The organism is uncultured Tateyamaria sp. (genome assembly GCF_947488715.1).
Taxonomy (GTDB): Bacteria; Pseudomonadota; Alphaproteobacteria; order Rhodobacterales; family Rhodobacteraceae; genus Tateyamaria.
The window spans coordinates 48,349-60,159 of record NZ_CANLAG010000010.1 but is presented as its reverse complement, the minus strand read 5'-3'; the positions used below and the strand labels follow the sequence as shown (position 1 = coordinate 60,159).

The window sequence follows — 11,811 nt, the reverse complement described above, 5'->3', positions numbered from 1 at the left end:
GATTGGATCAAGCCTATTTACCTAGGCTGCTCAAGCACAGCGATTTAATCGGACTAAAAATAGACTTGTCAGCAAAAGATATTGCCCGTTTCAAGTTATCTAAGACTGGACGACCCGCCTATCACCCCACTAGCTACCGGCGCCAGAAAACGTCGGCAAAGGTTCGATCACGACCTTTGGGAAGGAGAATAGGCTAGAACCTCCTTTTAAGTTTGCGCGTGCGGGAATGCGATCGTCGCCGCCTAGTTTTGCGTGGCTTCGCCTCCTCTTCCTCTGGCGGTTCCCCAGCCTCGCTGGCGGCGGTCTCGTCTGCCGGTCGTAAGCGCTTCAACCGCAGAGGTATGTTGGCATCGATGATCTTGAGTGCCGCATACGCATAGACCCGACAGTCCAGGGCCTCGTTTCGGTCGCGGGTTTTCTTCCACTCCCGGATAGGAAATCCGCGAACAAATCTGGTCACAAGGCGCTCGGCTGTGAGCTGATTGAACCACTCAGGATCGCGGTCGATCGGGAGATTGCAATAACCAGGACCTGGCTTCTCCTGGTTGAACCGGCGTTGCACCACCAGCTTCGCGTCATTGACCCCGAGCGTGAACAGCGTCACCGGACGTCCTTTGCGTCCAGAGCGTGACTTTGACGGCGCCGAAGCGATGGGTTTGTCCCAGCCCTTGCCGCCCTTGATCGCGAATATGTTGCGCCGCTGTTTCCCGCGGAGCTGCTCATAGGCGGCTTGGGTGAGGCCACCAGACCCGCCGGTATCAACGCATGTTGCCGCGATCTTCAGGCGAGCACCGGACTCGTGCTCCCACGTTTGGTCGAGATATTCAAAGAGTTGGTCCCACACCTCAGGCTTCAATGGGTCGCCCCAAAACACCTGGTGATCGAGGCTCCAACTCTCCTCGCCCAAACCCCAACCCACGCGCTCGACTTCGAGACGGTCCTCCTGCATGTCGACACCGCAGGTTTGCAGGGCCACCCCCATAGGTATCTTTTCTGGCATGGGCGCTGCCCGGGCGATTAATTGATCAACCTCCAGCGTCTCAGCATCTTCCTCCCACGCCTCCGCTAGCGACACATTGACGAACGCCTGAAGATCACCCTTGGCCTTCTTGTCGAGGAAAGACTGGACCACATCCTTCAGGCCGACAAAGCAGGAGTAGAGCTCGCTCAAATGATAGGAGGCATGGCCTCGGAACGGCTTACTGGCTTTCCAACCCTGCCCTTGCGCTTCGGCATTTTTGATCGCTTCGACGCGGTTATCGTCATCCCAAACGCAGCCGTTCGCACGGCATTCATAGTACGCAGTTTCTGGCAGGTGGGTGCCGTCGCTGGCCTTGTGCCATTTGACATTCGACCACTCGAGGGTCTGCGCTTCGTCGCAATGCGGACAACACACATGGTACTTACGCTGGTCGCCATCCTCATAAGCTGCATCAATGTGCGACGAACCCTTGAACGTCGGCGTCGAGATTTCGAGGAGGCAGACCTGGTCCGCCATGAACTTCAAATACGATCTGGCGCGCTGCCAGAGAAGCGAGACCGGGTGGCCCTCCGCCGTGCGATCGTATCCGTCGGTTTCGTCGCAAACGACGAAGGGCGCAGAGATCCCGCGCATGGTTTTCGGAGACCCCGACCAGGCGAAAATCAGATCACCGCCGGGGTAGGACTTCATCTTCGTGTTGTTGACGCCCTTCCGGCCCCTTGGCTTAGCGATCCGCTCCTGAAGCGCGGGTGACGCGTCGACCAGCGGATTGAATTTGGTGTTCAACCACTTCTGCAGGTCGCCCTCCGAGGCCTGCATCATGATTTGGTTCATGGGGTCGTGAACGATCTTGTAGGCCTGCGCGCATAGAGCAAGCTGCGTTTTCCCGACTTGGGCGCCCCACTTGAGCGTGATCCTCTGACACTCCGGATTCACGGTCATGTCCAGCGGCTCGCGCTGGTACGGCGCATTGTCGAACCGGATCGGGCCAGAGATGGCAGCGCCGACCGGGATGCGGACACCGTGTTCGCTTTCCGCCCATTGCGAAGGCGTCAGGTCGGGCGGAGGTGCCAGCGCGGCAAACGCCGCGGTCGCAACCATGAAGGCGGCTTTTCCGAACGGCCAGGACATCAACAGTCTTCCACGAGATCAGCCGGGTTGGTCGACGCCAATGCCTCCAAAGCCACCGCGATCTCTTCTTTGGCAATTGACTTGATCGCCGCCTCTTTTCGTTCCGCCTTGGAACGGGCGGCGATCCGCGTCGGCACGTTGTTCAGAAGTTTTGTTTTCACTTCCGACATGACCAGCTCGAGCGCGCTTTTCAATTCATCTGCTTCGACCAGGTCGCCACGCATCTTAGCAGCCTGCATTTCGGCGATGTTCGCCTCGGCGTGCGTTTTCCGTGCGCGTTCCTTTTCGAGGCTGAGCTTGTCAGGATCGTCTTTGTTCGAACTGCGCCCATCAACGTATGCAATGTAGGCCTGCACGGCTGAATTCTGCTCGTATTTGCCGTGGGCGAGCTTTGGAATGACACCCTCCGCCACCAGTTGGCTAATTCGTCGCGGGGTAAGACCAACGAGTTGAGCCAGCGTATCTCTGGATATGGGATCGGTCACTTACCCCTTCCGTCAGTCCATTTGGCAAAAGGAAAAGGAAACGTCCTCGCCGCGCGATCCCACAAGTATTTTTTTGCGACGTCTCACACCCACTACGCATCCCCCCCGGGAAAGGACCCGCTTTCTGAGCTCTCAGATCGGCGCGAGGCGCTGGCCGCGCTGTGCAGATCACAAAGCTCGGTCGAATAGATGCCCGCCGCACATCCTCTCGCTACGGTGTCATCAATCCGGTCTTGGTCCGTGATGGTCAGCCCTTGTGCGCCTGGCAGTTTGGTGCCGATGGCGCGATCAACGCCGCTCACATTCGCCGGTTGCAAACCGGAACACGCCGCCGACATCGATACAACGCTCAAGAGCATCGCTTGCCTGATCTGCCGCATTTCCTGCCTCCTCATTTTGGATGGTGATTTCGGCCTCGATGCTGTCTTGCCCGAGGCCGTAGATGCGCGCTGCGGAGGCTAGAAGACCTGCGACAACCAGCGACGCGATGATGCGCCGAGGTGTCACGTCAAACCGGCCAGGCAAAGCTCGGTTTCCTCGCTGCGCCGATTGACTAAGCCCCGAATGACACGCCCGCCCGCCTTGTTGAACCAGCCCAACGCTTGGCATGCGCCTGCGATGTGCAGATCGTTAAGCCGCCGCACCGCCGTGCTTTTGGCGGTGCCATGCACCCCGACGTTGTAGGCTAGGCTGGTGAATGCTACGTCGCGCCCCAACGGCATGCGCCGCTCCAGCGTGTCGGCGGTGAATGCTGGTCGCAGTCGGTCCCGATAGTCGATGATTTCGCGGGCCAGCATCTCATCACATTCCGCCTTGGTGTAGCTGTCGCCCAGCTTCACGCCCTTGGTTTCGCCATAGCAGACGGTGGGCACTCCTACGATGTCTAGGTACGCGTCCAAGCGCAGCCCTTCCCATCGGCCAATGAAGGGGACCGCCGATGCAAGAAAGCGCGTGTCATAGTCTGCCATCGGGTCGCGCGGCGCGTTGGTGTCGGAAGCCAGGTCAACGGTGCTGGCGACTGGCGGCAGGGCGGTGTCAGCCGTAAATGGGCGGGTGAAGTCCGGGCTAAACATAACCGCCACGGCCAAGGTCACGGCAATGATGCCCACGGCCCAGAGCGATTGCGCTTTTGTGTGATCGACGTCGTGGGCGGTGTCGATGCCTTGGTCGCTTAGCCGCCCCCAAACGCCATAGATGAGCAAAGCGATGCCTGCCAGCCACCAGACGCGGGGGTTGGTGTCGATCTGCAAGGTGCCGTAAATCAGCTCAGGCAATACCAGGCAAATCAGGCTGGCGTAGAAAGCCCACATGCTATGTGAGCGGGCCGCAATGGCCTTAGCGTTTCGGACAAGTTTCATTTAGACCTCCATTAGGTTGGTTGATTGCCCTTCGGCGATGATGTCTTTGACGTGGTACTCAGACAGCTCGTAGACGTCCGCGATCTCCTCGAGCGGGACGCCATCTCCGGCGGCGCGGACGATCTGCCGATTGCGGTGTGCCTTCTCCATTGCGTCCAGCCGCGACGGCTGAAGGATCATGCCCGAGAAGGCGTAAGCGAGCTTTGAGGCATCGTGCCAGCCGAGCATCTCGACCAACTTGTGATCCGCTGGCAGATGCTTGGGGATGTAGATGCAAGCCCGCCATGGCCGAGATCCCGACTGCGGGAGTTGGCGCACAAAGTCGATCGCCTTCTCGCGGCCAATCACTTCGGCGATCTCGGCCACGGATTCCGGCAGTTTGGGGTCGGGCTTAGGCGGCATCAGGTGGTCACCACTGTGATGCCCTGAGCCGCCAACACCGCGCGCTTGAACTTGAAAACCTCGGTTTCGTGACCTTTGCGATCCTCGACCACCATCGTGCCCAGCGCGTGATCAACGTATATGAAGTCGGCGACGTAGACCCGCTGTTGCTTGCCGCTGTCGGTCATGATGGGACCATCGCGCCCAATGAGCCCAATCTTGACCTGACGGCGCAGGCCGGAGATTTCACCGGCCACCTGCAACAGGCTGAGCTCTTGCCAGCGAGCAGCCTCCGCCTTGCTGTCGAAAGTCATACCGTCGAACTCGACGCGCTGGGCGCCCCGCTCCCGAGGGAGCTTCTTCGGCCCAAATTGTTGGGCAAGAAAGGCCGCAGCTGTCATGCGTTCGGTCATTCGCAGCCCTCACGGGTGCGGAGTTGCTGACCGGCGAATTTCAGAGCGCGCGAGAAATCGCGGGCGATGGGATCGGTCGCGGCCAAACCGATCTGAACCTGATAAGCGCCTTGGACCTCGTCGAGGCTGTTGAAGCGCTTGCGGTGTATAGCCCCCGTGAGAGAGTCGGGCTTGGGCGCGTGAACGACGCAATCGCCTGCGGCGAGGTCAACGGTAACTAGGACAGCGCCAAAGCGGGTGCCATGGGTGGCGGGATCAGCGTGAAGCGAGCTCATACGTGGATCCCCGCGGCTTCGCATTCCTCGGCTGTGACAAGCGAATGAGCCATCAGCTCACGGGCGGCGAACGCGGAGACCTGAGACACAACCCAGGGCTTTCGTTCGCGGATTGCCTTCGCTCTGGCTTCACGGATGTCCTGCTCGGTCGCGGTGGCCCCTGCGTTCTGAGGATGGCTTTCCCACCGCCGGTCGCGGACCCAATTCTCGGAATAGGCGACGTAGCGGGCGGCGTTGCCTTTCTGCTCGATCGCATAGCACCGGGCGCCCCACAGAATGTCCTCGGGGTCGGTCCCAGCCTCGATGGCGAGACGCAGGAGGTCGGCGGTCTCACCCTGATTTCCGATGCGCGGGTACAGCTCAACAAAGCGTTCGTAGAAACCATCAAAATCGAAATCATGCGCGCCAGCGCAATCTTCCTTTACAGGTTCCATTACAGGTTCCTCTCCAGTGGGCTGGAGTTTGCTCCCCTCAAAACTGGAGTTAGCTCGGTCCAAAACTGGAGTTTGCCTCGGGGCTGCCTCCAGTGGGCCGGAGTTTGGGCAAACTCCATTTTCTGGAGTTTGCTTTGCCATCTCTGCTTGGTCGCAACCGAGGATGTAGTAGGTGCGACGTTGAGATGAGCCGGGCACGGTCGAGCGTTTCCGTCGGATTAGACCATCACATTCCATGGTCGCGAGGGCATTGTTCAGGGCACCGTTTGATAAGCCCGTTTTCCGCATCAGCGTCTCTTGAGATGGGAAACATGCGATCAAGGGATCGCGCTCATCATTGTGGTGGTCGCAGAGATGAAACAGGATGCGAAAGGCACCGGCTTTGACGGCATCAGGCGGCAACAGAGCCAACCAAGCGTTTGCTTTGTGGCTCATGCCACCGCCCCCACTCGCCCTGTGTCCGAATTTGGCACACGGCACGCTTCAGAAAATGCCCAAAGCTGCTCGGCGACGCTCTTGCCCCAATCGGCTCGGAACGAACCGTCAATCGGATCGATCAGGCAAAGCGTGCGCCAATGGACTTCCTCAAAGCTCTGCGGCTCGCGTTCAAAAGCCGAGCGCTCGAGCTGCGCCATGACCGCAATCAGGGCCGTGTGCAGCGCCTCGGACGCCTCGTCACTGGCATCGCCCAGGACGATTTTCAACGCGGTATCCATTCGGCGTCGGCAATCTGCCAATTGCTGGAAAGTTGCGCGATCGAAGATGCCGGTCAGATCAAAGCTCTGATCGACATAGTCCCATACGCCGTCGCTGTCGGTCGGTGGCGGCAAAGGCGAGCCAGTCATAGCTCACCGCCCCGCGACGCCCCTCGTCGCTGATACATGCTCGTGCTCCAATAGGTTTGAAGGTGCCTAGAAGCGGGCTCTTGCGGCCCGTTGGTGCGGTCGTTGCCGCGAAATCTTGTCGTTCGGTCTGTGGCTTGGGAGGAAACGATTCCAACCCCATCACGCATGGCGGTGACGCACACCCATACTCACAGGAGGATGGGGAACCGCCAGAGGAACGCCTAAGCGAATCCCCACAACCTGTTCCGCACTGAAACTGCGAGATGTTGTTGCGCAGCGGGGCCGTCCCAATCTCCCCGCCGCGCATATTCATCCCGCCCAAATAGGAGAAACGCAGGATGAATGACCTGTCCGAGCTGCCGCTCGCCGTAGAAACCGTCGAGCAAACCCCAACGCACATGGTGATTGTGATACTGGTTCTGTTGATTGTGTTGGCCCGCACTCTTCGGGGGTAAGACGGAGCCTTGCGCCCTTGCGCCCAGCGCCGACTGGTCAGGTTTTCCCGACCTTGCCAGGCGGCGTTCGATCCCGCCACTTTGCAGGTAGGCAAGAACTCCACGAGCATCACGACGCCTCCGAAAGACAGGCAATGGATGATGGAGAACATGAACTGTGCTCTTTACCCCAACTCTGCATGGGAACGGCCCCGCCAGTCTCTCGTTCTATTGCCGACGCAACCTCGAGGCTGGGCGTTCGCAGACCAGACGAGAGCTGAGAGAGGTAGGCTCCGCTGATGCCAACACGCTCCGCAAACTGAGATCGGACCTGTGTCTTGAGGAAATCGGACAGAAGTGACATGCTCTGCATTTAGCTAATAGCTAAAGTCTTTTCAACAAGGAATTCGCCATTTGCAAATTCAACCCAACGCGCCGGGCTGCTATCAGCTTAGCATGCAGCTACAAATTCGTATCCGAGAGCTAAGAAACGCCAAGAGCTGGACGCTCGAAGAGATGGCTGGAAAGATAGGCATCTCAGCACCCCACCTGTCGGAAATCGAGCGCGGCAAAAAAAACCTAAACAACCACCTGATCGAGCGCATAGCGTCGGTTTTGCAGATCGAACACCACGAGCTTTTTGTGGATGATCAAAACCTGTCCGACGAGCTCGCGGAGGTTCAGTCTATGTTTGATGAGTTGAGCTCGGAACGTCAAACCCAGCTTCTCGAGTTCGCTCGCTTTCTTCGAGCGCAGCAAGACTCCGTAGATACCGAAGAAGATGTTGGCGGCACTGCGGGCTGAGCTTCAAATACAATTCTTCTAACTCGGCACTGGCCATAAAAAACTCCTGAACAAAGGCATTTTGCCACCTTGGCGAGTGTCGCTGTTTCGCGTCAAATCTCTTTTTTAGCCAATAGGCAATATTGCAAGAACTCAATCAGTTACTTGCCACAGCCTCTTGCTAAGGTTGCAAATTTGACTATAAAAAGGGGCATGTTTGATCTTGATCCATCCGACAGTCGCCCCACGTCGGTCCTCGCCGCCCGATTTAGGTCGGCCTTCCAAGCATCTCCATACAAGAGCCTGCGGCGCTTGTCAGACGACTGCAATTGCGCACACTCGCAAGCCCAGAAGATATGGTCCGGTGGCTTTGGTGACAGCAGTCACGGACCTGGCGTGATCTCGCTCTGGCGTTTGTGTACCGCGTTGGGGATCGGGTTAAACGATCTACTCCCACCTCCGCCTTCAACCGTTGACAGGCCAGGCGTCGGTGCATTCTTTTCAAGATACCAAGGCAATGAGACACCGATAGGGAACTTTGCCGACATCATCGACTTCTGCGACACTTACAGAAAACCGATCCGAGGCAAAACACGCCTGCAAAAGGTTGGGCCACGCTCATACTTAGCCGAGAAGGCACAGACTACAGATGCGGTCGTCCTTCAACTGGAATACGAATCGTGGCCGTTAGACAGACGTCGTCGCATATTTGAGTGGCATCGTAGAGCATGGTCAGCTGGGGCGACTAGCGAGCCAGACGGCACATTTATGGCGCTCTATCCTTCAAGCCCCCGCGTGATGCGCATTCCGCTACTTCGAGCGGCGTGCCGAGTTGTCGACAACTCCGAGCCGCTGCTTCTTATCTACTGCGAACCCCTCCCACTGCGGCAGGAGCTTGGCAGCATCGGCCAAGAGTGACGGTAGGCGTTCACGACGGGTTTGCATGATCCATTCTGGATTGCCGTCCTGGTAGATGCTACGGTCTGTTTCCCAATCGAAAGGCTCTCCTTCCAGGAAACCATAGCTGGCGCCTTTTGCCCGATCCTTAGCTCTCAAAAAACAGTAGTGGATGTTCGAACCGAAGTCCGTGAACGCTCGGTAGTGGGCATATGCAAACGTCAAACGTATGATTTTTCCGCCATCTGTGGCCAAGCCATTGCGCATGTTCGCTTTGAGATCGCCGAAGTACGCTGCCTTTCCCCAATGGCGACCTGCGAAAATGCTGAAGGCTGTCCTGGTGACCTGAACCCCAAAAATCACATGCAGCGAGCGAATGAGAAAGGCCTGCGCATCTTCATCGACCAAGTCGTCCATGCGAACAGCAAACCCCAGGATCGGGAGACCGTCCTTGGTGGCAAAAATCCAGAACGAGTTGGCTCTGGTCAACAACAAGCTCGCAGGATCCCCTGCCGGTCCCAAGTCCTTGTCGAGCTGTGCGAATTCGCCCCGGATTTCCTCGAAATTCTGTGACACCTGCAACTCGACGCCCATAGAACGAAGCTCTGCTCGACAGCCCACTGCGATCATCTCGAGTTCATCGTGCCGCATCTTTGACAGTCCCTGTTTCAATAGGCTTGCTGCTTGGAACCGTATCACCAAACCTCGATCAACTGTAGCCAAGCGCACAACATCAAGTGAGCAGGGTTTAGCCATTCCCATACTGAAAATCTCGTAATTAGCTATTAGCTAATTATTGTATTGCACGAAGATTAGCTATTAGCTAATACTGGCTTTCGAACACAGGAGGCCGCGATGCAGCACACCAACTTGATTTCAGGACAGACGCCAGATGGCGAGCACTCCCAGCACGGCAATGGCGAGGAACACGGTCAGGGCGGGATTGATGTAGATTGTCTCGATCATGAGGCGAAGGTCTCTCAGATGTTTCATTTTGCTCTTTCTTGGGTTGGGCGGAATGAAGCGAGTGACGGTGCTGATAACACCTTCGCTCACCCCGCGGGCGTGTCGTGCCCCCACGATGCCCCGCGGGTTTTCTCCTATCCTCTGGCGGTTTCCCGCACTCTGCTGGGGGCAACCTCATGAGCAGATCGCACCTCACCAACGTCCAAGCTGCCGCCCTGATCGACGCGCACAAGTCGATCAACCATGGGGGCTTGAAAGAAGTTTCCGCCCATCGCGGCACCGTTTGGGTCGGCCAGCACCCCGACTGCACCCAAGAGCACTCGAGCATAGTGGTGACCTGGTTGCGCTACGCCTGCCTCCTCGATCGGAGCGGACGCAAGCCGACACGCACAGCCATCATCACAAACGAAGGTCTCCTCGAGATCGACATGTTGGGGGCGGAGGCATGAGCATCTCTGTGAACATCGACACCATCCAAAACACGGTCACTCTCTTGCAGATGGTACCAGAGGGGAGCCGGTTGCTGGCGCTTCAGAACCTCTGCCAGAACAACGGCGGGCGTTGGGACTATGCGGCGGACCTGCCGACGCCCCATCGACCCTGCCTCTACGAAATTCAGGTCTTTGGTGTACCGGCGATGGCAGAGGACAGACAGGACCTGCCCCGGAACTGGCTGCGCGCCGCCTCAAACATCCTCGAAGCCGCGGGCATCACGCCGCCCGAGCCTGAGCGCCCACGCTGGGAGGTGGTGTCATGATGATGTTCCGCACCCGCTGGTTACCTGCCACCGCGTCTGAAATCACCACTTCGCCGCGCGGTACGCCTGCGCCCCCGAGCCTTGTGTCCTCGGCTTTGGGGGCGTCTTTTCCATTCCCCGAGATCGGCGATGAGGTCCGGTTTCAACGCTCTCCCACACACCACCCCGAGCGGGGCTTTGTCCGGGGCCGCGAGTTCGGCACCCGGGGGATTGATGTCGTGGACATGCGCGGCAAAGCCCTGCGGCTGCCCGCCGGTCAATACGAGCTGGTGTTGTCATGAGCGCTGGGAACGAACTGCCGACTACCACTCACGGACGGCAAGCGTCGCCGGTTGCAGGGTTCGCCCTGTCCGGCGACGTACAGAGCTTCGAGTGCCCACTCTGGCCCGAATGTGGCTGTCCGGGCGGCACGGTTCACCCGGATTGCCCAGCGCGCGGCGGCGACATCGAGGATGACGGGTTTATCACGATCTATCCCCCGATCGGGGGTGTGGCATGATGCGCATTCTCGTCGGATGTGAAACCTCGGGCATCGCGCGGAAGGCGTTCGCCGCATTGGGACACGACGTGTGGTCCTGCGATGTTGAACCAGCCGAGGACCGGTCAAACCGCCACATCGTTTGCGACATACGCGGCGGCATCCTCGAGGAGGGCTGGGATTTGCTGGCGGTTATGCATCCGCCCTGCACCCGCCTTTGCCGGTCGGGGCGTCGGTGGATGTCTGGCGCGGGAAAGTGGACGCCGCCAAAGAAACTGCCGAAGGGCCGCTCTTGGACCGACCTCAAAGAAGAGTTCGAGCTGGGGGTCAGCGTCTTCACCGCTTGCTGGGATGCGCCGATCGAGCGGGTCGCGATCGAAAACCCGGAAATGAATGACCTTGCGCGCGATCGTATGCCCGAAGATCTGCCGGCCCCGCAGATGGTGCAGCCCTTCTGGTTTGGCGAGCCACAGTACAAGTCAACGGGCTGGTATCTCCGCGGCCTCCCGCCTCTTCGCGAGACAGAGCGGCTGACAGAACCAGAGCGAGAGAGCCTCGAATGGCGGCCATGGAACAAGGTCCACCGTATGCCACCTGGGCCAGAGCGCGCCCGCCTACGCTCTCGCAGCTTTCCGGGGATGATGCAGGCCGCGGCTCAGCAATGGGCGGGCTCTGTCATGCTGGAGTATGCCGCATGAGCTGGGCGGACTTTCAACACCACTGGCGCGAGACACAAGTCGGGATCCTGAACCTGCCGACAGACGAGCCAGACGAAGCCGAGCTCGTCGATCAGGTCGTTGAGGACATGGCCGAGCTCTTCAACAAGCGGGCGGATCGGTCGCCAGACGCACCAAGCCACGAGGGTCGCGCATGACCACACCAGCCACATTTCGACCTAAACAAAGCGTCGGCGTCGTCGGCGTGAGCTCGAAAACGCTCTATCGGTGGGCCAAAGCCGGGTACATCCGCATCTACAAGAAAGGCGGTTGCAGCTTCTTCAAGACTGATGAAGTGGTCGCACACATCGAAACCGCTGGGGGATAGATTGGGGGATAAAACAGGGCATCCAGCACAACCCACTGTTTTGTCACATTCTCTGGTGCGGCCGAGAAGACTCGAACTTCCACGGGTGTTACCCCACAGCGACCTCAACGCTGCGCGTCTACCAATTCCGCCACGGCCGCACGCCTTG

General features: G+C 58.7%; 19 protein-coding genes and 1 tRNA gene. 8 read left to right on the top strand and 12 right to left on the bottom strand.

Annotation, left to right across the window (positions count from 1 at the left end):
• Positions 1–193 precede the first annotated feature (193 nt).
• The 10 genes from Q0936_RS18305 to Q0936_RS20420 form a co-directional block, all read right to left on the bottom strand.
• On the bottom strand, positions 194–2,113 hold the full coding sequence (locus tag Q0936_RS18305) for a phage terminase large subunit family protein (RefSeq protein WP_299297458.1): 1,920 nt from the start codon (positions 2,111–2,113) through the stop codon (positions 194–196).
• A complete protein-coding gene (locus Q0936_RS18300; RefSeq protein ID WP_299297459.1) occupies positions 2,113–2,598 on the bottom strand; it encodes a hypothetical protein in 486 nt (161 codons plus the stop codon). The genes Q0936_RS18305 and Q0936_RS18300 overlap by 1 nt, the downstream gene beginning before the upstream one ends.
• Before the next feature lie 92 nt (positions 2,599–2,690).
• Entirely contained in the window at positions 2,691–2,978 is a 288-nt protein-coding gene (locus Q0936_RS18295) for a hypothetical protein (RefSeq protein WP_299297460.1), read from the bottom strand.
• A gap of 123 nt (positions 2,979–3,101) precedes the next feature.
• Positions 3,102–3,956 (bottom strand): lysozyme, encoded by an 855-nt coding sequence (locus tag Q0936_RS18290; RefSeq protein WP_299297462.1) that lies wholly within the window; start codon positions 3,954–3,956, stop codon positions 3,102–3,104.
• Positions 3,957–4,358 carry a hypothetical protein gene (locus Q0936_RS18285; protein ID WP_299297463.1) on the bottom strand — a complete coding sequence of 134 codons (402 nt, stop codon included), beginning with the start codon at positions 4,356–4,358 and terminating at the stop codon, positions 3,957–3,959.
• A complete protein-coding gene (locus Q0936_RS18280; protein WP_299297464.1) occupies positions 4,358–4,750 on the bottom strand; it encodes a DUF1064 domain-containing protein in 393 nt (130 codons plus the stop codon). Before Q0936_RS18280 ends, Q0936_RS18285 begins: the two co-directional genes overlap by 1 nt.
• Positions 4,747–5,025, bottom strand: coding sequence for a hypothetical protein (locus Q0936_RS18275; RefSeq protein ID WP_299297465.1), 279 nt, complete (start codon positions 5,023–5,025; stop codon positions 4,747–4,749). The genes Q0936_RS18280 and Q0936_RS18275 overlap by 4 nt, the downstream gene beginning before the upstream one ends.
• Positions 5,022–5,894 carry a hypothetical protein gene (locus Q0936_RS18270; protein ID WP_299297466.1) on the bottom strand — a complete coding sequence of 291 codons (873 nt, stop codon included), beginning with the start codon at positions 5,892–5,894 and terminating at the stop codon, positions 5,022–5,024. The genes Q0936_RS18275 and Q0936_RS18270 overlap by 4 nt, the downstream gene beginning before the upstream one ends.
• Positions 5,891–6,304: a hypothetical protein gene (locus Q0936_RS18265; protein ID WP_299297467.1), complete on the bottom strand. Its 414-nt coding sequence runs from the start codon at positions 6,302–6,304 to the stop codon at positions 5,891–5,893. The genes Q0936_RS18270 and Q0936_RS18265 overlap by 4 nt, the downstream gene beginning before the upstream one ends.
• 564 nt (positions 6,305–6,868) lie before the next feature.
• Positions 6,869–7,102: a helix-turn-helix transcriptional regulator gene (locus Q0936_RS20420; protein ID WP_366865265.1), complete on the bottom strand. Its 234-nt coding sequence runs from the start codon at positions 7,100–7,102 to the stop codon at positions 6,869–6,871.
• Between the two features lie 50 nt (positions 7,103–7,152).
• Between Q0936_RS20420 and Q0936_RS18260 the strand changes: the two genes are divergently transcribed.
• On the top strand, positions 7,153–7,542 hold the full coding sequence (locus tag Q0936_RS18260) for a helix-turn-helix transcriptional regulator (RefSeq protein ID WP_299378335.1): 390 nt from the start codon (positions 7,153–7,155) through the stop codon (positions 7,540–7,542).
• Between the two features lie 789 nt (positions 7,543–8,331).
• Here the strand turns inward: Q0936_RS18260 and Q0936_RS18255 are convergent.
• Entirely contained in the window at positions 8,332–9,069 is a 738-nt protein-coding gene (locus Q0936_RS18255) for a hypothetical protein (RefSeq protein ID WP_299297469.1), read from the bottom strand.
• A gap of 491 nt (positions 9,070–9,560) precedes the next feature.
• Here Q0936_RS18255 and Q0936_RS18250 point away from each other — a divergent pair, with 491 nt between their 5' ends.
• Genes Q0936_RS18250 through Q0936_RS18220 form a run of 7 tightly spaced genes read left to right on the top strand, consistent with a single transcriptional unit; the run spans position 9,561 to position 11,663 of the window.
• A complete protein-coding gene (locus Q0936_RS18250) occupies positions 9,561–9,833 on the top strand; it encodes a hypothetical protein (RefSeq protein WP_299297470.1) in 273 nt (90 codons plus the stop codon).
• A complete protein-coding gene (locus tag Q0936_RS18245; RefSeq protein WP_299297471.1) occupies positions 9,830–10,141 on the top strand; it encodes a hypothetical protein in 312 nt (103 codons plus the stop codon). The genes Q0936_RS18250 and Q0936_RS18245 overlap by 4 nt, the downstream gene beginning before the upstream one ends.
• Positions 10,138–10,422: a hypothetical protein gene (locus tag Q0936_RS18240; RefSeq protein WP_299297472.1), complete on the top strand. Its 285-nt coding sequence runs from the start codon at positions 10,138–10,140 to the stop codon at positions 10,420–10,422. The genes Q0936_RS18245 and Q0936_RS18240 overlap by 4 nt, the downstream gene beginning before the upstream one ends.
• Positions 10,419–10,640: a hypothetical protein gene (locus Q0936_RS18235; RefSeq protein ID WP_299297473.1), complete on the top strand. Its 222-nt coding sequence runs from the start codon at positions 10,419–10,421 to the stop codon at positions 10,638–10,640. Before Q0936_RS18240 ends, Q0936_RS18235 begins: the two co-directional genes overlap by 4 nt.
• Positions 10,637–11,317 (top strand): hypothetical protein, encoded by a 681-nt coding sequence (locus Q0936_RS18230; protein ID WP_299297474.1) that lies wholly within the window; start codon positions 10,637–10,639, stop codon positions 11,315–11,317. Before Q0936_RS18235 ends, Q0936_RS18230 begins: the two co-directional genes overlap by 4 nt.
• Positions 11,314–11,493 (top strand): hypothetical protein, encoded by a 180-nt coding sequence (locus Q0936_RS18225; RefSeq protein WP_299297475.1) that lies wholly within the window; start codon positions 11,314–11,316, stop codon positions 11,491–11,493. The genes Q0936_RS18230 and Q0936_RS18225 overlap by 4 nt, the downstream gene beginning before the upstream one ends.
• Complete coding sequence (locus Q0936_RS18220) at positions 11,490–11,663, top strand: helix-turn-helix domain-containing protein (protein WP_299297476.1); 174 nt, start codon at positions 11,490–11,492, stop codon at positions 11,661–11,663. Before Q0936_RS18225 ends, Q0936_RS18220 begins: the two co-directional genes overlap by 4 nt.
• Before the next feature lie 53 nt (positions 11,664–11,716).
• Here Q0936_RS18220 and Q0936_RS18215 read toward each other — a convergent pair.
• Positions 11,717–11,803: transfer RNA gene (locus Q0936_RS18215), tRNA-Leu, on the bottom strand.
• Between the last annotated feature and the right edge of the window lie 8 nt (positions 11,804–11,811).

What these genes read in the sequence shown, in the direction of transcription:
- Q0936_RS18305 (WP_299297458.1), bottom strand. Translation starts at nt 2,113, where the DNA reads ATGTCCTGGCCGTTCGGAAAAGCCGCCTTCATGGTTGCGACCGCGGCG.
- Q0936_RS18295 (WP_299297460.1), bottom strand. Translation starts at nt 2,978, where the DNA reads ATGCGGCAGATCAGGCAAGCGATGCTCTTGAGCGTTGTATCGATGTCG.
- Q0936_RS18290 (WP_299297462.1), bottom strand. Translation starts at nt 3,956, where the DNA reads ATGAAACTTGTCCGAAACGCTAAGGCCATTGCGGCCCGCTCACATAGC.
- Q0936_RS18285 (WP_299297463.1), bottom strand. Translation starts at nt 4,358, where the DNA reads ATGCCGCCTAAGCCCGACCCCAAACTGCCGGAATCCGTGGCCGAGATC.
- Q0936_RS18280 (WP_299297464.1), bottom strand. Translation starts at nt 4,750, where the DNA reads ATGACCGAACGCATGACAGCTGCGGCCTTTCTTGCCCAACAATTTGGG.
- Q0936_RS18275 (WP_299297465.1), bottom strand. Translation starts at nt 5,025, where the DNA reads ATGAGCTCGCTTCACGCTGATCCCGCCACCCATGGCACCCGCTTTGGC.
- Q0936_RS18270 (WP_299297466.1), bottom strand. Translation starts at nt 5,894, where the DNA reads ATGAGCCACAAAGCAAACGCTTGGTTGGCTCTGTTGCCGCCTGATGCC.
- Q0936_RS18265 (WP_299297467.1), bottom strand. Translation starts at nt 6,304, where the DNA reads ATGACTGGCTCGCCTTTGCCGCCACCGACCGACAGCGACGGCGTATGG.
- Q0936_RS20420 (WP_366865265.1), bottom strand. Translation starts at nt 7,102, where the DNA reads ATGTCACTTCTGTCCGATTTCCTCAAGACACAGGTCCGATCTCAGTTT.
- Q0936_RS18255 (WP_299297469.1), bottom strand. Translation starts at nt 9,069, where the DNA reads ATGCGGCACGATGAACTCGAGATGATCGCAGTGGGCTGTCGAGCAGAG.
- Q0936_RS18250 (WP_299297470.1), top strand. Translation starts at nt 9,561, where the DNA reads ATGAGCAGATCGCACCTCACCAACGTCCAAGCTGCCGCCCTGATCGAC.
- Q0936_RS18245 (WP_299297471.1), top strand. Translation starts at nt 9,830, where the DNA reads ATGAGCATCTCTGTGAACATCGACACCATCCAAAACACGGTCACTCTC.
- Q0936_RS18240 (WP_299297472.1), top strand. Translation starts at nt 10,138, where the DNA reads ATGATGATGTTCCGCACCCGCTGGTTACCTGCCACCGCGTCTGAAATC.
- Q0936_RS18235 (WP_299297473.1), top strand. Translation starts at nt 10,419, where the DNA reads ATGAGCGCTGGGAACGAACTGCCGACTACCACTCACGGACGGCAAGCG.
- Q0936_RS18230 (WP_299297474.1), top strand. Translation starts at nt 10,637, where the DNA reads ATGATGCGCATTCTCGTCGGATGTGAAACCTCGGGCATCGCGCGGAAG.
- Q0936_RS18225 (WP_299297475.1), top strand. Translation starts at nt 11,314, where the DNA reads ATGAGCTGGGCGGACTTTCAACACCACTGGCGCGAGACACAAGTCGGG.
- Q0936_RS18220 (WP_299297476.1), top strand. Translation starts at nt 11,490, where the DNA reads ATGACCACACCAGCCACATTTCGACCTAAACAAAGCGTCGGCGTCGTC.